Genomic DNA, 21845 nt, shown 5'->3' on the forward strand with positions numbered 1-21845 from the left:
CATGACGGTTGAAACAAATTTAAAAATGACCGAGCAGGACGTGCGCTCTTTTTCAGAAATGAATGGTGAACCTTCATGGTTTACTGAGCTTCGTCTTCGTTCATTTGGTGAAGCGCAAAGCTTGCCTTTACCAAAACCAGATAAAACAAAAATCCTTAGCTGGAATTTTACAGATTTTCCAGTTCATACAGTACAAAGTTCGGTTTTTGATTCTATTGAAAACTTAACGGATGATATTAAGTCCATTGTAGACCTAGAACAAAAAAATCTTTATATCCAACACAATAATACACCTGCATTTTCACGCATTTCTGATGATCTTGCAGCACAAGGTGTAATTTTGACGGATATTTTTACAGCTTTACGTGAACACGGCGATTTGGTCAAAAAATACTTTATGACAAATGGCGTGAAAACGGACGAACATAAGTTGACAGCGTTAAATGCAGCGTTGATGAACGGCGGAGCATTCCTTTATGTTCCGAAAAATGTTGTTGTAGAAGAGCCTGTACAAGTGGTCTTTTACCATGATGACGCTGACGCGTCATTGTTTAACCACGTAATTGTCGTTGCGGATACAAGCAGTAAAGTAACATATGTGGAAAACTATTACTCGACAGTTCCACATGCAAATGGTTTAGCGAATATCGTTTCAGAAGTGTTTGCTGAAGATAACGCACAAATCACTTATGGCGCAGTGGATACATTAGCAGAAGGCTTTATTACGTATGTAAACAGACGCGGCATCGTGGCTCGTGACGCACGTATTGAATGGGCTTTAGGTATGATGAATGATAGCGACACGATTTCTGAAAACACGACGCATCTAATCGGCGATAATTCTTATGGCGATACGAAAAGTGTTGTCGTTGGACGTGGATCACAAAAACAAAACTTTACCACTCAAGTTGTTCACTGGGGCAAAGACTCCGAAGGCTTTATTTTGAAGCATGGAGTTATGAAGGATTCATCTTCTGCCATCTTTAATGGTATCGGCAAGATCGAACACGGCGCGACAAGATCTAACGCAGTACAAGAATCACGTGTGTTGATGCTAAGTGAAAAAGCACGTGGTGATGCCAATCCAATTCTTTTAATCGATGAAGACGATGTAACGGCAGGACATGCTGCATCAGTTGGTCGTGTAGATCCGCTTCAATTGTATTATTTAATGAGCCGCGGTATTACAAAACAAGAAGCTGAACGTCTTGTTATTCACGGTTTCTTGGCACCGGTTGTCCGTGTATTGCCAATCGAAGGCGTTAAAAAGCAATTGACGGAGGTTATCGAAAGGAAAGTCCGCTAATGATCAACCAAGAAATAAAAAGCTATTTTCCAATACTCAACCAAGAAATAAATGGTCACCCACTAGTTTATTTGGACAGTGCTGCCACTTCACAAAAACCTGTTCAAGTTATTGAGGCATTAACGGATTATTATAAGCTGAATAATGCCAATGTGCACCGAGGCGTCCATACGCTTGGTAACCGCGCGACTGAACAATATGAGGGCGCACGTGAAAAGGTTCGGGAATTCATCAATGCCAATTCGATGGAAGAAATTATTTTCCTAAGGGGAACGACAACTGCTATTAACCTCATTGCGCAAAGCTACGGCAGAGCCAATGTAGAAGAGGGCGACGAAATCGTCATCACTTATATGGAGCATCATTCCAACATTATTCCATGGCAGCAGTTGGCGAAAGAACGTGGAGCCATTTTAAAATATGTTGAACTTGAAAAAGATGGTACGATTTCTTTGGAGCAAGTTCGTGCAGCAGTGTCAGAGCGAACAAAAATCGTCTCGATGGTTTATGTTTCTAATGTCCTCGGTACGATGAATCCGATAAAGGAAGTTGCGCAAATTGCCCATAAAAATGGTGCGGTTATGGTTGTTGACGGTGCCCAAGCGGCGCCTCATTTGAAAATAGATGTTCAGCAGCTAGACTGTGATTTCTTTGCATTTTCTGGACATAAAATGTGTGGTCCTACTGGAATCGGTGTTCTTTACGGCAAAAAAGAATTATTGAACAATATGGAACCGGTGGAATTTGGCGGGGAAATGATTGACTTCGTCGGTTTATACGATTCAACGTGGAAAGAGCTGCCTTGGAAGTTCGAAGGCGGTACGCCAATTATTGCAGGCGCTGTTGGATTAGGCGCAGCGATAGATTTTCTAAATGAAATCGGCTTAAATGAAATTGAAAAGCATGAACATCAAATGGCTGCCTACGCAATGGAGAGAATGAACTCGATTGAAGGATTGGAAATATACGGTCCAGCAGATCCGCAACAGCGGGCTGGCATCGTCACTTTCAATTTGAATGATGTTCATCCACACGATCTTGCCACTGTCCTAGATATGAGTGGCATTGAGGTTCGTGCAGGTCATCATTGTGCGCAGCCTTTAATGAAATGGCTGGAAGTTACAGCTACAGCACGCGCGAGCTTCTACTTATATAATAGTGAGTCCGATGTGGACAGCTTAGTGGAAGGTCTGCGTTCAACAAAGGAGTATTTCACCGATGGCTTCTAATAACTTAGACCAATTATACCGACGTGTTATTATGGATCATTATAAAACGCCCCGCAATAAAGGGGCGATTGAAAACAACAGTGTCAATATCGAGATGAACAATCCGACCTGCGGAGATCGCATCCTTTTGACTTTGCAGGTCGAAGACGGCATCGTCAAAGATGCGAAGTTTGACGGTGAAGGATGTTCGATTTCAATGGCTTCTGCTTCCATGATGACGCAGGCTGTCAAAGGACAGGGAATTGATACGGCATTAAAGCTTTCCGGCATCTTTTCCGACATGATGCTCGGCAAAGACTATGATGATTCAATTGATCTTGGTGATATTGAAGCATTGCAAGGCGTCTCTCAGTTTCCGGCCCGTATCAAATGTGCGACTCTAGCATGGAAAGCCATGGGAAAAGGCGTGCAAAACGAAGAAAAATCATAATAGAGAACGGAGGAACGACGATGGCGAAAAAAATGCCAGAAATCGGTGATTACAAATATGGGTTCCACGACAAGGATGTTTCAGTTTTTAGATCTAAACGTGGGCTCACTGAAGACATTGTAAGAGAAATTTCGAAAATAAAAGAAGAACCAGAATGGATGTTAAAATCCCGTCTGAAAGCGTTAAAGTTGTTCTACTCAATGCCAATGCCACAATGGGGCGGCGATTTAGGTTCGTTGAACTTTGATGAAATTACGTATTACGTAAAGCCATCAGAAGCGAGCCAGACTTCATGGGATGAAGTTCCTGAAGAAATCAAGCGCACATTTGATAAATTAGGTATTCCAGAAGCAGAGCAAAAGTATTTGGCTGGTGTTTCGGCTCAATACGAATCTGAAGTCGTCTACCATAATATGAAAGTCGAATTGGAAGACATGGGCATCATCTTTAAGGATACCGGTTCTGCTCTTCGTGAAAATGAAGACCTGTTCAAAGAATATTGGCAGTCGGTCATTCCGGCAGCAGACAATAAGTTTGCGGCATTGAATACGGCAGTTTGGTCTGGTGGATCGTTCATTTATGTACCTAAAGGCATTAAAGTAGAATCTCCACTTCAAGCTTACTTCCGTATCAACTCGGAAAACATGGGTCAATTTGAGCGTACACTAATCATTGTTGATGAAGGCGCAAGCGTTCACTATGTAGAAGGCTGTACAGCTCCTGTTTACACGACAAATTCACTTCACTCCGCTGTTGTTGAAATCATTGTGAAAAAAGATGCTTATTGCCGTTATACAACGATTCAGAACTGGGCAAATAATGTCTTTAACCTTGTAACGAAGCGTGCATTTGTTGACGCTAACGGCACAATGGAATGGATTGATGGCAACATCGGTTCGAAATTGACAATGAAATACCCAGCTATTTACTTGAAAGGCGAAGGCGCACGCGGCATGACCTTGTCGATTGCTATCGCTGGTAAAGGGCAGCACCAAGACGCCGGCGCGAAAATGATTCACCTGGCTCCAAATACATCTTCATCAATTGTTTCGAAATCCATTTCGAAACAAGGCGGTAAAGTTTCATACCGTGGGATGGTCCATTTTGGACGCAAGGCGGACGGCGCACGTTCAAACATTGAATGTGATACGTTAATCATGGACAACAAATCAACTTCAGATACAATTCCATACAACGAAATCTTAAACGATAACGTTTCATTGGAACACGAAGCGAAAGTTTCAAAAGTATCTGAAGAGCAATTGTTCTACTTGATGAGCCGTGGCGTTTCGGAACAAGAAGCAACAGAAATGATCGTTATGGGCTTTATCGAACCATTCACGAAAGAACTTCCAATGGAATATGCGGTTGAAATGAACCGTTTGATCAAGTTCGAAATGGAAGGCTCTATCGGTTAATAGACTAGCAAACAACCCTTGGTATGATGACTTTCATGCCAAGGGTTGTTTTTGTGGAATTTGCTCAATGTAAATCTAACCCCAATGCAAGAAGGTATGCCGTTTTACGTGTTAATCAGCGGGTATAGAAACGTAGATGAAATTTCAAAGGGCTATGTCAGGGATGAGTCAAATATTCAAGACGCTAAAACAGAAGCTCAGCAATATAGAGTCGAGGCAAGTAAAAGAAGTATTTGAGCAAGCTGATGAACTAGCTTGTGAAGATGGATAAATCGATGAAACCGAGAAGAAACAGCTGATGGAATCGGCAAAGTCCGTTATTGGGGAAGACAAAGGATTCGGAAGATTGTTCTAAAAGACTGAAATGAATATTCAATAAGTAAAAATAACCTTTGGCATGTTGCGTATACCAAAGGTTATTTTTTGGCATGTTTTAGCGCTTCCTGTTTGCTGAGGGGCATTAAAGTATGGTCTGATACAAAAGACCGCACCCACTCAGCGTCCGTTTTGGCATACTCGCGCAGCGCCCAACCGAAAGACTTTTGAATGAAAAACTCAGAGGATGCGGCATGCTGCAAAATAATGTGAGCCAGTGTTACAGTATCTGTCTGCTGTTTGTATTTCAATTGATGGAGGATAGCTGAGCGGTTAGTCCAGATATTTGGGGCTTTGGACCACGCAAACATGTCAGCAGTACCTGCAGTCCGATTTGTTTCGATGACGTAGCAAAGTGTTCGTGTAACGATGGGATCAACGCTGTCCCACCAGGACTTGCTTTCAATGAGCTCTCGGAGAAAAGGAAAATCCTCCGTCGTTAACTGCTTTTTCATTTTCTCCAATAAAGCAATCGCCGCATATTGGTATTCCCGTTCCGGCAAGTTATAAAGTTTCCAAACTTCTTCTGCTAATTGTACCGGATCTGGCAGCCGGTGCTCTAGAAATTGCTCTTTCAGCAATGCATTCCGCAATGGGGTTTTAATGCCCAGAAAGTCGAACTGATTGCGCATATACGCAGACATCGGCACTGCCAATTCATCATTGCGATGGGCCTCAAATTTTTCAACGATTCCTCTATAGTCCTATATTTTCTTCACTATCATTTCATCTCCTCAACTTTTCTTGAAAAAAGTGTTGCACAGTCAAAAGAATGGAATGGAGGAACAGTTATTTAAATTTTATTACTGATGCCTCTCGGTATTTCTTAAGAATTTATTAACAGGCTTACACTTTTATCAGAACACAACATTTAATTTCTCTTTTTATTAAGCAACTAGCTTAGCATCGGCACGTTTACGGGCTGGGCAGAGCGATAAGACGGGTGATCTTTCCGGCTTATCGTGTGAGTCAAGCCTTAAGATGCCGCTGCGGCAAATAAGTGATTCTCAAAATCGACTTATAAAAGTAAAGCTGTTATGAAAATAGGACTTCGAAATCTCAATAGCTTGAAAGAATCTCTCTTTAAAAAAGACGTTCTATTTTTTCTATGCTATCATAAAATAATAACTAAAATGGAGGCGGGACGATGATTTATGTAGGATTGACGGGTTGGGGAGACCATCCGGATGTCTATAGCCCAGGCTCAAAGAAAACAGAAAAATTGATTGATTACAGCGCACATTTTCCGATTGTCGAACTGGATTCCTCTTTTTATGCGGTTCAACCTGAACGGAATATCCGGAAATGGATTGCCGAAACGCCTGAACAGTTCCAATTCGTGGTGAAAGCTTATCAGGGAATGACGGGACATCAACGTGGAGAAAATCCATTTGAGTCGCGTGACGACATGTTCGAATCATTTTGTAAATCCGTGCGGCCATTGAAAGAAGAAGGCAAGCTCGCAATGGTACTATTGCAATTTCCGCCATGGTTTGATTGCCAGAAAGAGAACGTCGAACAACTTCGGGAAATTACTGGACGTTTGACTGAATTTGACTTGGCGATAGAGTTTCGTCACCAGTCCTGGTATGCCAATGGGATGAGAGAAAAAACGCTGGATTTTCTGCGAGACAATAACCTGATTCATTCGGTCTGTGACGAACCTCAGGCAGGAGATGGCTCGATTCCGCTGGTACCCGTATCTTCGAGGGGAAATAAGGTGCTAGTGCGCATTCATGGGCGCAATGTCCATGGATGGCTGAATCCGGGACATGGGCAAAATTGGCGTGAAGTCCGTTACTTGTATGACTACAACAATGAAGAACTCGAGGAAATCAGCCATGCAGTCGAGTCATTGGCCGATACTACTGAGAATGTCTATGTTATCTTTAATAACAATTCAGGGGGCCATGCAGCAGGTGATGCGAAGGAGTTCCAGAAAATGAATGGATTATCCTTTGATGGGCTTTCGCCAAAGCAGATGGATTTATTTGAAGGAGGATTTTAATGATTTTCTTAATCATGGCGTTTGTCGGTGTGATTTCCGGTATCGTAGGCGCTTTGATAGGACTGGGTGGAGGAGTCATACTGGTCCCGGCCTTGCTGTTTTTAGGCACAAGTTTCGCATTTTTTCCTGAGCTTTCCCCGCAAAAAATTGTTGGCTTATCCGTTATCATGATGATTTTCACAGGACTTTCTTCCACTTTAGCCTATATGAAAGTTCGGACAGTCGATTATAAAAGTGGCCTTATATTCTTTGCGGGAAGCGCGCCGGGAACGGTGATTGGCGCTTTTGTCAATAAAAACCTGGATCTGCCTTCATTCAATCTATACTTTGGTATTCTTCTCGTTTTTCTATCCTTGCTTTTGATGATGCGTGATCACCTGAAGGCTGTTCACTGGTTTGTTGATAATGGGCGCAAGACGACGTTTACGGACAATGAGGACAAGCAATACATTTACGGCTATCCCATTTGGTTTGCGTTGATACTGACATTTTTTGTTGGATTTGCTTCAGGACTGTTCGGTATAGGTGGGGGATCGATTATTGTGCCAGCCATGATTCTCTTATTCTTGTTTCCTCCTCACGTGGCGATTGGTACATCGATGTTCATGGTTTTTTTATCGGCTCTTGTCAATTCGGTCACTCACATTGCATTGGGTCATGTACCATGGATTTATACGATTGCAGTTATTCCAGGTGCATACATCGGTGCAAAAATTGGAGCAAGGTTAAACAAACGCCTCGATTCGGAAATGTTGGTGACGATTTTACGGATTGTGCTCCTGGTTCTAGGACTGCGATCAATTTACGAAGGAATATTCAGTTCTTAAAGAGGTGTTTTTATGAACAAAACCATTCATATTTATCATACAAATGATTTGCATAGCCATTTCACAAACTGGCCCCGTATCAAGTCTTTTTTAGCTGAACGGAAAAGATGGCATGAAGAAGAAGGAGATGTCTGTTTGATACTGGACATTGGCGACCACGTGGATCGTTCGCATCCCTATACAGAAGGCACTGCCGGCAAAGGCAATGTTCAGCTGTTGAACGAAGCGGAATACGATGCAGTGACAATTGGTAATAATGAAGGCATCACGCTGTCAAAAGATGAATTGGATGATTTGTACGTCCAGGCTGATTTTAAAGTTGTGGTGTCAAATTTATTCGATTTGGAAGGCAATCGGCCAGACTGGGCAAAACCTTATCACATCATCCACGCAAAAAACGGAATGCGTATCGGTTTGGTAGGAGCGACTGCTGAATTTACTCCTTTTTACCGTAAGCTGGGCTGGCAAATCACCGATGCGAAACAGTCAATCATTCAGGCAGTAGAAGAAATAAAAGAAGAGACAGATTTGATCGTCTGTTTGTCGCATCTTGGTATCAAAGAAGACGAGCTTTTGGTGGACCTCTGCCCGCAAATCAATATTATTTTAGGCGCTCATACGCATCATGTATTCCATGATGGGAAATGGCAAGGGGATACACTGCTTGGAGCTGCCGGCAAATTTGGATTCTATGTTGGACACATCGCTGTAGAAAACGCATTTGAAAAATCTTCGGCACAGTTGATTGAGACTTCCCGATTACATGAAGTGGAACAAGGATTCGATGAATTTCTGGTTGAGCAAGGGAAAATACAAATGGAAGAGTTAATTTTTCACAGCACAAAGGTCTTGAAAGCGGAATGGTTTAAGGATTCGGAGTTGGGAACTTTATTTGGTAGGGCGATGCTGGAGTTTGCAGAAGCAGATTGTGCCTTATTCAATGCGGGAATTTTCATGGAAGACATGCCTGAAGGTTGTCTGACTCGTTACGATTTTCACAAGATGCTGCCTCATCCAATCAACCCTTGCCTGGTCGAGTTAAGCGGTGCAGAATTAAAGGAGATATACCTGCAATCCTTGAACGCAGAATGGCCACAGCTCGAACTCAAGGGTATGGGATTCCGGGGAGTCGTGTTCGGCAAGATGCTTCATTTGAATATGGAAATCATTGATCACCGATTTTATATCAATGGACAACTGGCGGTGCATGACCAGATTTACCGGTTGATCACATTAGATATGCTGACGTTTGGCTATTTTTTCCCAAGCCTGAAACGGGCTGCTAAGACATACTTTATGCCAGAGTTTCTTCGGGATGTCTTCAGTGGATATTTTCATAGTAAAGCCTTGAAGTAGAAGAAATGTTCAGAGTATACCGGCAGTTGATTTTGAGCTGATTTTGGGCTATGCTAACAAGGAAATATATATTGGTGGGTAGAGGCTGCAGAACTAATCAGTAAGATGCGCGAGTTTGACCGCGTGGAACGCATCTGAAAGGAAGTTTTGCCGAAATCGATTTTCTGAGGTCTAGGGAGATGGATTGGGGTCATTCTGAACAAGAATGTCACTGTCATTTAAGTAGAAGCTTAAATGGAGAGCTACAGGGTTGTTTGACGTTTTAACGCACAGACGAATTGTAGAAGGCTGACTTATCCAACTGGAGAAGTCAGTTTTTTTTCTCGTTTTTCACCCATCAAAAAAGAGGAGGAATTTTTATGGAAAATACGATTTTTTCGATTTTGCCGCCGATCATTGCAATCGTTATGGTGCTCTTAACGCGCCGTGTGCTATTGTCACTGGGCACCGGTATTGTTGCAGCAGCTATTATCCTGACATGGTTTGCGCCGCTTGAAGCTTTACAGGAGCTTGTGACATCATTTGCTATTATTTTTTGGAACGAAGGCTTCAATGCTTACAATGTCTTTATCATTCTTTTTCTGTTATTGCTAGGCATTATTACAGCATTCGTTAGTTTGTCGGGAGGCGGCCACGCTTTCGCTGAATGGGCTTCGACTCGTATCAAGTCAAGAACAGGGGCAAAAGTTCTGACAGTCGTTCTTGGAATGATTATCTTTATCGATGATTATTTCAACGCCTTGACAGTGGGGCAAGTAGCGCGCCCAATTACGGACCGTTACAAAGTTTCACGTGCCAAGCTTGCTTACTTTATCGATTCCACTGCCGCACCTGTCTGTGTAGTATCTCCGGTATCAAGCTGGGGTGCAGCCATCATTGGCATCATTGCAACCATCCTGGCCAGCCAGACCTTCGTTGAGTATTCCGCGCTGGAAGCTTTCCTATGGATGGCACCAATGAATTTCTATGTAGTCGCTTCGCTAGCTATCGTCTTTTTTGTCGCTATCCGCGATGTCGATTTTGGTGAAATGAAGAAGCACGAAGTGCTTGCGATTACTGAGGGGCAACTTTTTGATCCTAAAAAAACAATTCCAGGTGAAATGAAAGAAGAGTTTCCAACCCATTCACATGGCCATGTTAGAGATTTATTGCTGCCGATTTTATTATTGATTGTTGGTACAGTAGGGGCAATGATTTGGACCGGCTATCGGAATGCGGATCAAGTATTCGATATTTGGTTGATTTTCGAAAACACTGACGTGCCATCTTCATTATTAACAGGTGGTGTGTTAGGGGCATTGATGTCAATTATCCTTTACGTTACGCAAATGAAGAAAAATAAAACAGCTAATGTAGGATGGATTGGCAAAGGCATCTGGGCAGGCATCAAATCAATGATGGGCGCTGTGTTGATTCTAATTTTTGCCTGGTCATTGACTTCATTGATCGGATCCCTTGAAACGGGGGCTTACTTGGCAAATGTCGTTTCTGAAGGCAATGTACCGACATCTATTTTGCCGGTTCTATTGTTCGTCTTAGCCGGCATCATGGCTTTCTCTACAGGAACGTCATGGGGATCATTTGGTATCCTTTTACCGATTTCAGGAACGATCATGATTGAAGCCGATCCATCCTTGTTGTTGCCTGCATTGTCAGCTGTTTTAGCAGGAGCGGTATTCGGGGATCATTGTTCACCGATTTCCGATACGACGATTCTATCGTCCACTGGAGCGGGAAGCAATCATATGGATCATGTCTTAACACAAATTCCATATGCGTTGACGGCTGCGGGTATTGCAGCGATAGGGTATATTGTCATAGGCTTTACTGGTTCACTGCTAATCTCTTTAGGGGTGGTTGTAGCGGTCCTGACGGTACTTTTCATTGTCTGGTCAAAGCGGACAACTATTATTGAAAAACAGCAAAATGCATAATAGAAACAAGGCAGGGAAGCTTATTCTCTGCCTTTTTACTTTTGTGGCAATAGTTTTTTAAAAATATATTGCGAATTCATCTTTACTTTGGCAAAGCCTCTCGGTATACTATTTTTAGATTAACTAATAATCTGAAAATAAACAAAATTCCTATTTTTATGTAAAATGAATGGGAAAAAAAAGGGGGAAGAGAGATGGAACGTTCGCAATGGGGTACACGTGCTGGCTTTATAATGGCCGCCGTCGGCTCTGCAATTGGATTAGGGAACATTTGGAGATTTCCTTATGTGGCCTATGAGAATGGTGGAGGAGCATTTTTTATACCGTACTTATTCGCTCTGTTGACAGCAGGGATACCAATTCTTATTTTGGAATTCACCATCGGACATAAATACCGGGGATCGGCGCCATTGTCATTCTTCAGAATGAGCGGCAAGAAAGCAGAATGGATTGGATGGTGGGCAGTATTTGTCTCCTTTGTCATATCTGTCTATTACGCGGTTATTATTGCTTGGGCAATGCGCTACACGATTTTTTCTTTCAACCAAGCGTGGGGAGAAGATACAGAAGGATTTTTATTTAATGATTTCTTACAGCTAAATGCGGTACCGGGACAAACAGGGGAAATTGTCTGGGGAATCTTTATACCATTAGCGCTAGTTTGGATTATTACATTAGGGATACTACTTGCAGGTGTTAAAAAAGGAATTGAGATGGCCAATCGGATTTTCATTCCAACATTGGTAGTTATTTTCCTTATTGTTGTTGTCCGTGCATTGACATTGGACGGCGCGATGGTGGGCTTGGATGCATTTTTCCGACCGAATTTTGACGCCATTATGGATCCGTCGGTTTGGGTCGCCGCCTACGGACATATTTTCTTTAGTCTGTCTGTAGCTTTTGCGATAATGATCACTTATTCCAGCTATCTTCCAAAAAAATCGGATATTACGAATAATGCATTTATCACTGGATTTGCAAACTCTAGTTTTGAGCTTCTGGCAGGGATTGGAGTTTTCGCGGCACTTGGATTTATGGCTAACCAAGCTGGAGTTCCAGTTTCTGAAGTGGCTACCGCTGGTGTCGGTTTGGCATTTGTGGTATTTCCACAAATCATTAACGAATTTCCAGGATTTAACGGATTTTTCGGAGTCTTATTCTTCTTGTCCTTAACTTTGGCAGGTTTGACTTCATTGATGTCAATCACTGAAACATATGTTGCGGGAATTTCTGAGAAATTTGGACTCTCCCGTACGAAAGCAGTTGCTTTTGGTGGTGGACTGGCAGCATTGATTTCAATTTTATTTGCTACTCAAGGCGGATTATTCTTCTTAGATCTTGCTGATTACTATATTAACCAATTTGGTGTAGCTGCAGTCGGGCTTGTCGAAGTTGTTATGGTAGTTTGGGTTTTGCGAAAAGCAGATACTCTTCAAAGTCATGCAAACAGTATTTCCGATATTCATCTCGGTGCATGGTGGAAGGTCAGCTTGGGAGTTATAACGCCAATCGTCTTAGGTTATATGATGTTTGGTTTGTTGAAACTGAATATCCTTAAGGAATTCGACAATGAAACAGGAAACTATGAAGGCTATAGTGACATGTTCACCTTAACAGGCGGCGTGGCTGTAGCAGTTGGAGCACTTGTTCTCGGAATCTTATTCTCACTGGGCAAATGGCATAAAGACCATGCCCGGTTCGACGAAGAAAAATAGGGGGTACTTGATATGACAACTAGTGCAATCGTAGTTATGATCATCGGCATCGTCATTATATGGGGCGGATTAGCTGCCAGCATCATGCACGCAATTAACAGCAGCAAAAAGAACAAAGCAAGTGACGCTGCAAATAACGTATAATGTAAAGGTCCGGAAACTTCTAGTTTCCGGGCTTTTACATTTTTTCAGAGCGATACACCAACTTGTGAGTAGCATGCCTTTATGATACATTTGAATTAGAATTGGATTCCATACATAAATCAGATAGATAGGGGACGATGTGCATGTCAACAAAGCAGGAACATCTTAGAAAGCCCGATTGGTTAAAGATCAAACTCAACACCAATGAAAACTATACGGATTTAAAGAAAATGATGCGGGAAAATAATTTAAATACCGTCTGTGAAGAAGCAAAATGTCCGAATATCCATGAGTGCTGGGGTACACGGAGAACCGCTACGTTTATGATTCTTGGCGCTGTCTGCACGAGAGCATGCCGTTTCTGCGCGGTAAAAACAGGTTTGCCGAACGAATTGGATTTACAGGAGCCTGAACGTGTCGCTGCTTCTGTAAAAATGATGAACTTGAAGCATGCTGTCATCACTGCCGTTGCACGCGACGATTTGAAAGATGGTGGATCAGCCGTCTTTGCTGAAACTATTCGGGCGATCAAGCGAGCCAATCCATTTACGACTGTTGAAGTCCTGCCTTCTGATATGGGTGGAATCTATGAAAATTTGGAAAGGCTGATGGATGCGAAACCTGATATTTTAAATCACAATATAGAGACTGTGCGGCGGTTGACACCAAGAGTCAGAGCACGTGCTAAATATGACCGTTCACTGGAACTGTTGAAGCGTTCGAAAGAACTACATCCGGAAATTCCGACAAAATCTTCTTTGATGATCGGTTTAGGTGAAACGAAAGAAGAGATCATCGAAGTCATGGAAGATTTGCGCGCAAATGATGTTGATATTATGACGATCGGCCAGTACCTCCAGCCTTCGAAAAAACATTTAACTGTACAAAAATATTATTCGCCAAAGGAATTCAAGGAATTCTGGGAGATTGCGATGACCAAAGGGTTCTCACATTGCCAATCAGGACCTTTGGTTCGAAGCAGCTATCATGCGGATGAGCAAGTCAATGCAGCTGCCAAAGAGCGTCAGCGCCTCGGAGAAGAGCAAGCGGCTGCTATTAACAGCTAATGGATGGTGAAAAAATTGTTTACATTGGATCAGTGGAATTATGACATATTGATCGATTATCGAGAAGCGTTTCAGGAGGAAGCAATAACCGCTCGCTTTAGTGAAATCTTATTAAAATACGATTACATTTTGGGTGATTGGGGCTATGGGCAGCTGCGGTTAAAAGGATTTTTTGAAGATGCTAACCATAAAGCGACTTATGATACGAAAATTAGCACGCTACAGGACTATCTATACGAATACTGCAATTTCGGCTGTGCCTATTTCGTGATAAAGAAAGTCGGAAAAGTAGTTCTTCCGATTGAAGAACCCGAACAACAGACTCCCGAAACGGACATTTGATCCGTCGGGGGTTTTTTCATGCATTATGATATGATAAAGGAAGAAATGAAAGATTTTCAAACGCCTATTGGAGGGTTTTTTTATGTATTTTATTGACCGCAACAAAATTACTGGAACCATTCAGTATATGAATTCTTTATTGGATTTTTATGAAAGCCATCAGCAGTGGACATCACTAGGTGATCAACTTGCGCTAGAACGTGTAGGGGCGAATATTATCGAGTCAATCATCGATGTTGGCAACTCTATGATCGATGGATTTATCATGCGTGATCCGGGAAGCTATGATGATATTATCGACATACTGGTGGATGAAAAAGTGATTACAAAAGAAATGGATCAGCCATTAAAGCAGGTAATTGCGCTCCGTAAAATGCTAGTCCGCGAATTTATGAATGTCGATCAGCAGGCCATTAAAGGTGCAATCGATAACAACTTCGAGTCATTGAAAGCATTCGGACCAAAAGTTGAGCATTATCTTGTTCACGAGCTGGGACCAGTTTCGGCATTTATACCGGAGAAAAACGATGAAAACTAAAAAAGAGTATCAAACCTATTGCTTGGATTTGGATGGAACAGTGTATCGCGGAACGGAAGCGGTTGAAGAGGCTGCAGGCTTTGTCCAACGTCTTCTACAAAAAGGGATCGAACCTTTTTTTGTAACCAATAATGCGTCCATGACGCAGCAGCAATTAAAGGATAAGATGGCAGGCTTTGGTATCACTGCAAAAAAAGAACGCATTATGTCTTCTGCAATTGCAGCGGCAAAATACATCAAGCGCTGGTACCCGGGGAGGACTGTTTATATGATTGGGTCGGATGGTTTGGATCAGGCGCTGCGTCAGGAGGGAGTCGAACGGGTGCAAGAAAAGGCTGACATCGTATTGATGGGAATCGATCGTAATATCACCTACGATAAGCTAGCGACTGCCTGCTTAGAAATTCGGAACGGCGCGGTTTTTCTATCAACAAACCAGGATTTGGCCTTTCCTTCGGAAAAAGGCTTTTTACCCGGAAATGGCGCATTTACTACATTGGTATCCTCCTCGGCTGATGTAGATCCTGTTTACATCGGCAAGCCGGAAATTCATATGCTGGAAGCCATTCAGCATGAATACGGTTTTGAAAAAAGCCAGATGGTGATGATTGGGGATAACTACGATACAGACATCCAGGCGGGCATCCATTTCGGTATCGATACCATCCACGTCAATACAGGTGTTAGCCGAATGGAGACGGTATTGGAGAAAAAACAGGTCCCAAGCTTTGTCATTGAAAATCTTGGTTTTTGGGAAGTATGAGCAAAAAGTAGGGATCAAAAAAAGCCCACGTACAGCATAGAGCTGACGGACGGGCTAAACCGCATTTTGCGGATTGTGGAATCTTCAACTGACTCTTTTCAGAGATCAAAAAACCGTTTTTCAGTGGTTTAAAATAACGGGTTTTCCTCTATGAATTCGTAAACTTTTTTCGTCAGCTCATCGGTTGATTCCGCTTCGACAATTTCTCCGTTAACCAGTGCATATAGAGACTCGGAACATTTTGTGCAATAGCTTAAACAGCCGTATTCCAAAACATCGAGATTGGGATCCCGTTCGAGTTTTTCAAAAGAATCTTGTGCGCCATTGGCAATATTACTAATGCAAAATTCAACAATCGGTTTCATTCTAAGTCACCTCACTACAACGAAATCCTACCTTTTTTCGAGGCTAGAGTCAATTAATTGATTTCTGGCTAAAGTATTGTGAAAGTTATCACAATCAGCTATACTCATATTTGAGAAATCGATGAGACAGACGAAAGTTAAAGGAGATTTTTATGCGAAAACTAGTCTTACTTGGAGGCGGTTATGGCAACATGCGAATTTTGCTTCGTCTATTGCCAACCAGCCTTCCACAGGATACCGAAATAATTTTAATCGACCGCACGCCATTTCATAGCATGAAGACCGAATTCTATGCCTTAGCAGCCGGTACAGAAGCTGACCATGAAGTCCGCGTTCCTTTCCCAGAACATGAGCGTCTAAAGGTAGTGAATGGTGAAATTTTGGAAATCGGCTTGCAGGAAAAATGCGTCTTCATGGATAATGGTGAACGTATTGCTTATGACGATTTGGTGATCGGCTTGGGCTGTGAAGACAAGTACCATAATGTACCTGGAGCTGATGAGTTTACTTACAGCATCCAGACCATTGGGAAGTCACGTGCTGCGTACCAAGCGCTGCTTGGCTTGCCAGCAGGTGCAGTTGTAGGCGTTGTAGGAGCGGGGCTAAGTGGAATCGAACTGGCCAGCGAATTGCGTGAAAGCCGTAAAGACTTGAAGATCAAACTGTTTGACCGCAGTCCCCGAATCCTCCGCGATTTTCCGGAACGCTTGAGCAATTTTGTCAGAAAATGGTTTGAAAATAATAATGTCGATGTGGTATCAAATTCAAATATTACACAAGTCGAACCCAAAATGCTTTATAACCACGAAGAAACGATTCCAGTAGATGCTGTCGTTTGGACAGCGGGCATACAACCCGTCAAGCCGGTTCGAGACTTGGGTCTAGACAGCGACAGCAGCGGACGGGTAGTCATCAATCAGTATCACCAGCTGCCGAACGATGAGCATGTTTACGTTGTCGGGGATTGTGCTGCATTGCCGATGGCGCCTTCTGCACAGTTAGCGGAAGAACAGGCTGAACAGATCGTCAAAGTATTGAAAGCCACATGGAAAGGCGAAGCATTGCCTGAAGCTATGCCGGAAATCAAATTGAAGGGCTTTCTCGGATCCCTCGGCAAAAAGCAAGGCTTTGCTTATTTAGCGGACCGAACCGTAACCGGCCGCATCGCCCGTCTGATGAAATCAGGCGTATTGTGGATGTACAAGTGGCATAACGGGTAAAAAAAAACGCTCAAAACTGAGCGTTTTTTTATTTCACTTCAGAAAATCCGTGTTTTTCAAGCTCGCGGTAAACAGGCTTTAATTGCACATAGCCTTCCCCGACAACTTCTCCTTCAATCAAAACTAATGGATAAAAGAATTCGTCATCCAAAATGCGTTGCGCGTAATTTTTTTGGTGCTCAAGTGCCACGGGTTTCTCAATATCGATATAGGTAATTGAAAATGACTGATCTTTGTATTTCCTTGATATGGCGGCTTCTAACCACTCATAGGTATCAAGTGAAGAGGGGGCATTGACGCAACTTGCGCAGATAACATCAGTTCCGTAAACTTCAATGGATAATTCTTTCTGCATAATTTTGGACCTCCTGTGAATTCATTAGTGGCTTTTTCCTTCTAATCACATTATAATGATCATAATGAAAGGAGTCGATATAAATGACTGAAGCTTTAGTTGAAGATCAAGTAATGGAAGTCTTAGATAAATTACGTCCATTCCTTTTGCGTGACGGGGGAGACTGTGAACTTGTTGACATAGAGGATGGGATCGTAAAACTTCGTCTGCTCGGTGCATGCGGAAGCTGCCCAAGCTCGACAATTACATTAAAAGCAGGGATTGAACGCGCGTTAGTGGAAGAAGTTCCTGGTATAGTAGAAGTAGAACAAGTATTTTAATATCAAGGGACCTTTTTTAGGTCCCTTTTTCTGTATAGAAGATAAATGGCTGTGCGGCATCGGGTTTTCAAGTTCTGTTTTCGACTCTACAAATTTTGTCTAGTTTTTGAAGGTGGACGGCTTGAATAACAGTGGAAACAATTGCTATGATAATCTCTATAGGAAGGTGATTTAATTGACTGAAGTTGTTGAAATTACAGAAGCTGCTTCATTTCAGGTAAAAGAGATGATGCGCCATAACGAAGAAGAAGGATCCTTTTTGCGGGTTGCAGTTAAAGGCGGCGGTTGCAGCGGATTGACATATGGCATGGGATTTGAAAAAGCTAAAGGCGAAGAGGACGATCTCTACGAGCAATTTGAAATTCCAATTCTGATTGCTAAAGAGGATGCCCCTATTTTACAAGGTACAGTTGTTGATTACAAACAGTCACTGATGGGTGGAGGATTCACCATAGAAAATCCGAATGCCATTGCATCGTGTGGCTGCGGAACCTCATTCCGTACGTCTAAAAAAGCAGGTACTCCAGAGAATTGTTAAAAGTCGGTGACAAACCGGCTTTTTTTGTTGTGGATAAGTGCTTCTAAACACATTACTTGGTTGAAATCATATGGTATTAGGTCTAATATAGAGAATAGATGTTTATCGGTGCGTCAAGGTCTGACCACTTTGTCGATACTCGATTAAAAAATGACTTGAAGGTGGTTGCGATTGTGTTGAAAAGACCGTCAATATTAGTATTAGGAGCAGGATATGGTGGATTAACTACTGTAGTAAACCTGCAAAAAGTTCTTAGCGCAGATGCTGCGGACATTACATTGATCAATAAAAACGAATACCATTACGAAAGTACATGGCTCCATGAAGCAGCTGCAGGAACTTTGCTTCCAGAGCAAGTGCGTTACGATATCAAAGATGTAATTGACAGCGTCAAAGTAAAATTTGTGCAAGCGACTGTCGAAGCAATCGATGTAGTAGGAAAAAAAGTTACAACCGACAATGGCGAATTTACGTATGATTACATCGTCATTGCACTTGGTTTTGAAGGAGAGACTTTTGGAATCGAAGGCCTTGATAAATATGCCTTGTCAATTGCTAATGTAAAAGCTGCACGCTATATCCGTGAGCATATTGAATTCCAATTTGCGACTTGGTCTGCAGAACCCGTAAAAGACGACAGTCGTTTAACGATCATCGTTGGTGGAGCAGGATTTACTGGCATCGAGTTTCTTGGTGAACTGGCTAACCGTGTTCCCGAGTTGTGCAAAGAGTTCGATGTTCCGCGTGAGAAAGTGCGCGTTGTCTGTGTAGAAGCTGCACCTATGGTATTACCAGGCTTCGATCCGGAACTTGTCAACTATGCGGTAAGTAACTTGGAGTCTAAAGGAATTGAATTCTCGATCGGTACACCGGTTGTGGAAGCGACTCCTGAAGGCGTTAAGGTCAAAAAAGGCGACGATCATTTTGACTTCATCAAAGCCGGTACAGTCGTTTGGGCTGCGGGCGTTCGAGGTAACAGATTGATCGAAGCAACTCCAATCGAAAATATGCGGGCTCGCGTTAAAGTCGACAAAGATCTGCGTGCTCCAGGATATGATGATGTTTTTATCATCGGTGACTGTGCATTGATGATCAATGAAGAAACGAACCGACCGTATCCGCCAACTGCACAGATTGCTATGCAGCAAGGTGAAAGCGTAGCGAAGAATCTGAAAGCGTTAATGAACGATGAAACGACAATTGAATTCGTTCCGGATCTGAAAGGGACTGTTTGCTCACTTGGCGATGACGATGCCATTGGCGTTGTATTCGGCAAAAAAGTAACAGGCAAAAGAGCTTCATTCATGAAGAAAATGATTGATAACCGTGCATTATTCATGATTGGTGGACCTATGCTTGTACTGAAAAAAGGTAAATTCAACGTTCTGTAAACTGAATGAGTAAAGCTCCCTTAACGGGGAGCTTTTTTTGTAGTCTCAAAAAACGCTGCATCGTTTTTTATGGATTGCCTTCAGTGAAATTACTGATAGCTTTTCTATTTTAACCGGAAAGAGGGATGTTCTTGGCAACTAATAAACGTGGAAATGTTTGGCTTGGAGCAGCGGGACTCGTTGTAAACTCCAAAGGCCAATGGCTAGTCGTGAAAAAAAGATATGGCGGACTACATGGGAAATGGTCTCTTCCAGCTGGATTTGTGGATGGTACTGAAACGATTGGTCAGGCTGCCTTGAGAGAAGTTAAAGAAGAAACTGGAATTGATTGTGAATTGATAGGAATGATTGGTTTTCGTTCAGGAGTCATTCAAGAGAAAGTTAGCGATAATATGGCGATTTTTTTATTGAAAGCACAGAATGAAGAGCAGCCAATTACTGCACAATTATCCGAGTTGTATTCAGCAGACTGGTTATTACCTGCAGAATTATCGAATGATGCAGAGGCTTCTGTGATGCTCAGAGAAATGGCGTCTTGTGTACTAGAAGAAGGATTGAAACCGATTGAGGACGTAGATCCAGGTAAAATATTTGGCTATTCGGACTACAAACTATTTTTCAAAAAAGAGTAGATGATCTAGCGAAATCGAGAAAAAAATATTTTTTTCGATGATAGCGTTTACATTTTAGTTTTCGGCTTGCGCTCTAATGAGTGCCGTGCTATATTATCAGAATATTGAAAACGAGAACAGAAGGAGGTGTTTCGAATGACGATCTTCAAAAAGGCTAAAAACGTCAATCAATGCCCTTATTGCTCAGGACAAGGTTATTTTCAATTACGACTGGGCGGTTCAGAAACGTGCTCCTGCTGTTCGGGTTCAGGGAAAAAATAAGCTGTACTTTAAGAGCAATCGGTCCAGTCATGCCGGTTGCTTTTTTGTTTGCAAAGAAATTCAGTATGGACTGTTTCCGCATTTCCTAGTGTCCAGCTCCAACGGCCAACTCCTCGGGACGTAAGACGGTCTAGCTGTGCGGCTGAAGAAATGCCGCTCTGCCAGACCGTCATACGCCTGTCGGAGCTAAACGGCCGTTTCCGCATTTCCTAGTGTCCAGCTCCAACGGCCAACTCCTCGGGACGTAAGACGGTCTAGCTATGCGGCTGAAGAAATGCCGCTCTGCCAGACCGTCATACGCCTGTCGGAGCTAAACGGCCGTTTCCGCATTTCTTTCATAAGTGACAAAGCGATGAACTCTGTTCTGCTAGATTGAAAGCCTTTGTTTTTTCGGTTAAACTGATGGAAGGAATAACGGAGGTTAGAGTTCATGAACAGTTCATTTACAATTGTGCAATTAATCATTTCCATGTTACTTTTCTATGTTATGTTTTTCGGAATCGGTTTTTTATTGAATATGTTGCTTCGTATGACGTGGCTGATGGCTGTGGTTTACCCGGTTGTCATCTTGCTGGTCGTGGATGATGTGGGCATTTTCGATTATTTTACCAATCCAGGTGAATCTTTTTCAATGCTGGGAGATACTATTACTTCCATGACAGGCAGTGATATTGCTGTTTTACTTGCTGGCTGGGCAGGCGCTATCACATCGGGCTTTATCATGAAAATTTTGCGCAAAATGGGTTATCAAATGTTCTAAAGAAAAATCGCCGATCCGGTTATCCGGATCGGCGATTTTCTTCTTTATTTTGCTTTTTTTCTTATTATTGCAAGATGCCGTAAAAGATAAAAGAAATCGCGATGCCTGTCAAAGCACCCATAAAGACTTCGCTTGGCTTATGACCAAGTAAGGTCTTCAGTTCCTTAATCTTTTCCTCTTCTTTTTTCTTTGGCCATTTTCTAGTTTCTTCCATAAATACGTAAATGTCCTGACGCATTTTATTGATGGTCAGAGCTTGCTGTCCTGCTTGAAAACGGACACCTGTAGCATCATACATGGTAATGACTGCGAACATGGTGGATACAGCAAATATAGTAGATGAAACGCCGTGTTCAAAAGCTACAGCAGTCGTTAAAGATGTCACAGCAGCTGAATGAGAACTAGGCATGCCGCCAGTCGATGAAAATAGTTTCCAGTCAAGTTCACGCGTTACAGCATATTGAATAGGGATTTTAATAAATTGAGCAAAGACGATTGCAAATAGGGCAATCATTAAAGGGGAATTAGAGAAAATTTCCATACGTAGCCAC

Annotated in this window: 26 protein-coding genes and 1 riboswitch; of the genes, 21 read left to right on the forward strand and 5 right to left on the reverse strand. The window is 42.5% G+C overall.

The features are described 5' to 3' along the window. Position 1 precedes the first annotated feature (1 nt). Genes sufD through sufB form a run of 4 tightly spaced genes read left to right on the forward strand, consistent with a single transcriptional unit; the run spans position 2 to position 4383 of the window. A complete protein-coding gene (sufD, locus tag BBH88_RS06115; RefSeq protein WP_006828504.1) occupies positions 2–1306 on the forward strand; it encodes a Fe-S cluster assembly protein SufD in 1305 nt (434 codons plus the stop codon). Then, on the forward strand, positions 1306–2535 hold the full coding sequence (locus tag BBH88_RS06120) for a cysteine desulfurase (protein WP_065537107.1): 1230 nt from the start codon (positions 1306–1308) through the stop codon (positions 2533–2535). The genes sufD and BBH88_RS06120 overlap by 1 nt, the downstream gene beginning before the upstream one ends. Continuing rightward, positions 2525–2965 carry a Fe-S cluster assembly sulfur transfer protein SufU gene (gene sufU, locus BBH88_RS06125; protein WP_065537106.1) on the forward strand — a complete coding sequence of 147 codons (441 nt, stop codon included), beginning with the start codon at positions 2525–2527 and terminating at the stop codon, positions 2963–2965. The genes BBH88_RS06120 and sufU overlap by 11 nt, the downstream gene beginning before the upstream one ends. 20 nt (positions 2966–2985) lie before the next feature. Further along, the gene (gene sufB, locus BBH88_RS06130; RefSeq protein WP_006828507.1) at positions 2986–4383 is read left to right on the forward strand and encodes a Fe-S cluster assembly protein SufB; all 1398 of its coding nucleotides are present in this window, start codon (positions 2986–2988) and stop codon (positions 4381–4383) included. Positions 4384–4633: 250 nt separating this feature from the next. Here sufB and BBH88_RS06140 read toward each other — a convergent pair whose 3' ends face one another. Together BBH88_RS06140 and BBH88_RS06145 are read right to left on the reverse strand one after the other, a co-directional pair. Next, complete coding sequence (locus tag BBH88_RS06140; RefSeq protein WP_040851806.1) at positions 4634–4813, reverse strand: hypothetical protein; 180 nt, start codon at positions 4811–4813, stop codon at positions 4634–4636. Continuing rightward, a complete protein-coding gene (locus tag BBH88_RS06145; RefSeq protein WP_238323422.1) occupies positions 4800–5402 on the reverse strand; it encodes a DNA alkylation repair protein in 603 nt (200 codons plus the stop codon). The genes BBH88_RS06140 and BBH88_RS06145 overlap by 14 nt, the downstream gene beginning before the upstream one ends. Positions 5403–5905: 503 nt before the next feature. Between BBH88_RS06145 and BBH88_RS06150 the strand changes: the two genes are divergently transcribed. The 10 genes from BBH88_RS06150 to BBH88_RS06190 all read left to right on the forward strand — a co-directional run bounded on the left by BBH88_RS06150 (position 5906) and on the right by BBH88_RS06190 (position 15452). Further along, entirely contained in the window at positions 5906–6766 is an 861-nt protein-coding gene (locus BBH88_RS06150; protein WP_065537104.1) for a DUF72 domain-containing protein, read from the forward strand. Then, the gene (locus tag BBH88_RS06155; protein WP_006828510.1) at positions 6766–7593 is read left to right on the forward strand and encodes a sulfite exporter TauE/SafE family protein; all 828 of its coding nucleotides are present in this window, start codon (positions 6766–6768) and stop codon (positions 7591–7593) included. The genes BBH88_RS06150 and BBH88_RS06155 overlap by 1 nt, the downstream gene beginning before the upstream one ends. Positions 7594–7605: 12 nt before the next feature. After that, positions 7606–8949, forward strand: a complete 1344-nt coding sequence (locus BBH88_RS06160) for a bifunctional metallophosphatase/5'-nucleotidase (RefSeq protein WP_065537103.1) — start codon at positions 7606–7608, stop codon at positions 8947–8949. 71 nt (positions 8950–9020) lie between these two features. Then, positions 9021–9202: riboswitch (Lysine riboswitch) on the forward strand. 106 nt (positions 9203–9308) lie between these two features. Then, complete coding sequence (locus BBH88_RS06165) at positions 9309–10883, forward strand: Na+/H+ antiporter NhaC family protein (protein WP_006828512.1); 1575 nt, start codon at positions 9309–9311, stop codon at positions 10881–10883. Positions 10884–11077: 194 nt separating this feature from the next. Next, positions 11078–12598 carry a sodium-dependent transporter gene (locus tag BBH88_RS06170; protein WP_006828513.1) on the forward strand — a complete coding sequence of 507 codons (1521 nt, stop codon included), beginning with the start codon at positions 11078–11080 and terminating at the stop codon, positions 12596–12598. A gap of 12 nt (positions 12599–12610) precedes the next feature. Then, positions 12611–12742 carry a methionine/alanine import family NSS transporter small subunit gene (locus BBH88_RS18800; RefSeq protein ID WP_006828514.1) on the forward strand — a complete coding sequence of 44 codons (132 nt, stop codon included), beginning with the start codon at positions 12611–12613 and terminating at the stop codon, positions 12740–12742. 143 nt (positions 12743–12885) lie between these two features. Further along, on the forward strand, positions 12886–13809 hold the full coding sequence (lipA, locus tag BBH88_RS06175; protein WP_006828515.1) for a lipoyl synthase: 924 nt from the start codon (positions 12886–12888) through the stop codon (positions 13807–13809). Positions 13810–13812: 3 nt separating this feature from the next. Further along, positions 13813–14151, forward strand: a complete 339-nt coding sequence (locus BBH88_RS06180) for a YutD family protein (protein WP_006828516.1) — start codon at positions 13813–13815, stop codon at positions 14149–14151. Positions 14152–14233: 82 nt separating this feature from the next. Beyond that, complete coding sequence (locus BBH88_RS06185; RefSeq protein ID WP_006828517.1) at positions 14234–14689, forward strand: DUF86 domain-containing protein; 456 nt, start codon at positions 14234–14236, stop codon at positions 14687–14689. Then, positions 14679–15452, forward strand: coding sequence for a TIGR01457 family HAD-type hydrolase (locus BBH88_RS06190; protein WP_065537102.1), 774 nt, complete (start codon positions 14679–14681; stop codon positions 15450–15452). The genes BBH88_RS06185 and BBH88_RS06190 overlap by 11 nt, the downstream gene beginning before the upstream one ends. A gap of 128 nt (positions 15453–15580) precedes the next feature. Here BBH88_RS06190 and BBH88_RS06195 read toward each other — a convergent pair whose 3' ends face one another. Then, positions 15581–15817, reverse strand: a complete 237-nt coding sequence (locus BBH88_RS06195) for a YuzB family protein (RefSeq protein WP_006828519.1) — start codon at positions 15815–15817, stop codon at positions 15581–15583. A 152-nt stretch (positions 15818–15969) separates the two neighbouring features. Between BBH88_RS06195 and BBH88_RS06200 the strand changes: the two genes are divergently transcribed. Beyond that, positions 15970–17037, forward strand: coding sequence for an NAD(P)/FAD-dependent oxidoreductase (locus BBH88_RS06200; RefSeq protein WP_006828520.1), 1068 nt, complete (start codon positions 15970–15972; stop codon positions 17035–17037). Positions 17038–17065: 28 nt separating this feature from the next. On the opposite strand, the gene BBH88_RS06205 is transcribed toward BBH88_RS06200, so the two are convergent. After that, on the reverse strand, positions 17066–17392 hold the full coding sequence (locus tag BBH88_RS06205) for a YuzD family protein (RefSeq protein ID WP_006828521.1): 327 nt from the start codon (positions 17390–17392) through the stop codon (positions 17066–17068). An 83-nt stretch (positions 17393–17475) separates the two neighbouring features. Between BBH88_RS06205 and BBH88_RS06210 the strand changes: the two genes are divergently transcribed. The 6 genes from BBH88_RS06210 to BBH88_RS06235 all read left to right on the forward strand — a co-directional run bounded on the left by BBH88_RS06210 (position 17476) and on the right by BBH88_RS06235 (position 21294). Next, the gene (locus BBH88_RS06210) at positions 17476–17712 is read left to right on the forward strand and encodes a NifU family protein (RefSeq protein WP_006828522.1); all 237 of its coding nucleotides are present in this window, start codon (positions 17476–17478) and stop codon (positions 17710–17712) included. Positions 17713–17887: 175 nt separating this feature from the next. Beyond that, positions 17888–18250, forward strand: a complete 363-nt coding sequence (locus BBH88_RS06215) for a HesB/IscA family protein (RefSeq protein WP_065537101.1) — start codon at positions 17888–17890, stop codon at positions 18248–18250. Between the two features lie 176 nt (positions 18251–18426). Then, the gene (locus BBH88_RS06220; protein ID WP_006828524.1) at positions 18427–19641 is read left to right on the forward strand and encodes an NAD(P)/FAD-dependent oxidoreductase; all 1215 of its coding nucleotides are present in this window, start codon (positions 18427–18429) and stop codon (positions 19639–19641) included. Between the two features lie 131 nt (positions 19642–19772). Further along, positions 19773–20273: an NUDIX domain-containing protein gene (locus BBH88_RS06225; protein WP_006828525.1), complete on the forward strand. Its 501-nt coding sequence runs from the start codon at positions 19773–19775 to the stop codon at positions 20271–20273. A 135-nt stretch (positions 20274–20408) separates the two neighbouring features. Continuing rightward, positions 20409–20534 carry a YuiA family protein gene (locus BBH88_RS19385; protein WP_006828526.1) on the forward strand — a complete coding sequence of 42 codons (126 nt, stop codon included), beginning with the start codon at positions 20409–20411 and terminating at the stop codon, positions 20532–20534. 430 nt (positions 20535–20964) lie between these two features. Beyond that, positions 20965–21294: a YuiB family protein gene (locus BBH88_RS06235; protein WP_006828527.1), complete on the forward strand. Its 330-nt coding sequence runs from the start codon at positions 20965–20967 to the stop codon at positions 21292–21294. Between the two features lie 64 nt (positions 21295–21358). Here BBH88_RS06235 and BBH88_RS06240 read toward each other — a convergent pair whose 3' ends face one another. Beyond that, entirely contained in the window at positions 21359–21835 is a 477-nt protein-coding gene (locus BBH88_RS06240; protein ID WP_065537100.1) for a divergent PAP2 family protein, read from the reverse strand. Positions 21836–21845 lie beyond the last annotated feature (10 nt).

This window comes from Planococcus antarcticus DSM 14505 (genome assembly GCF_001687565.2).
GTDB lineage: Bacteria > Bacillota > Bacilli > Bacillales_A > Planococcaceae > Planococcus > Planococcus antarcticus.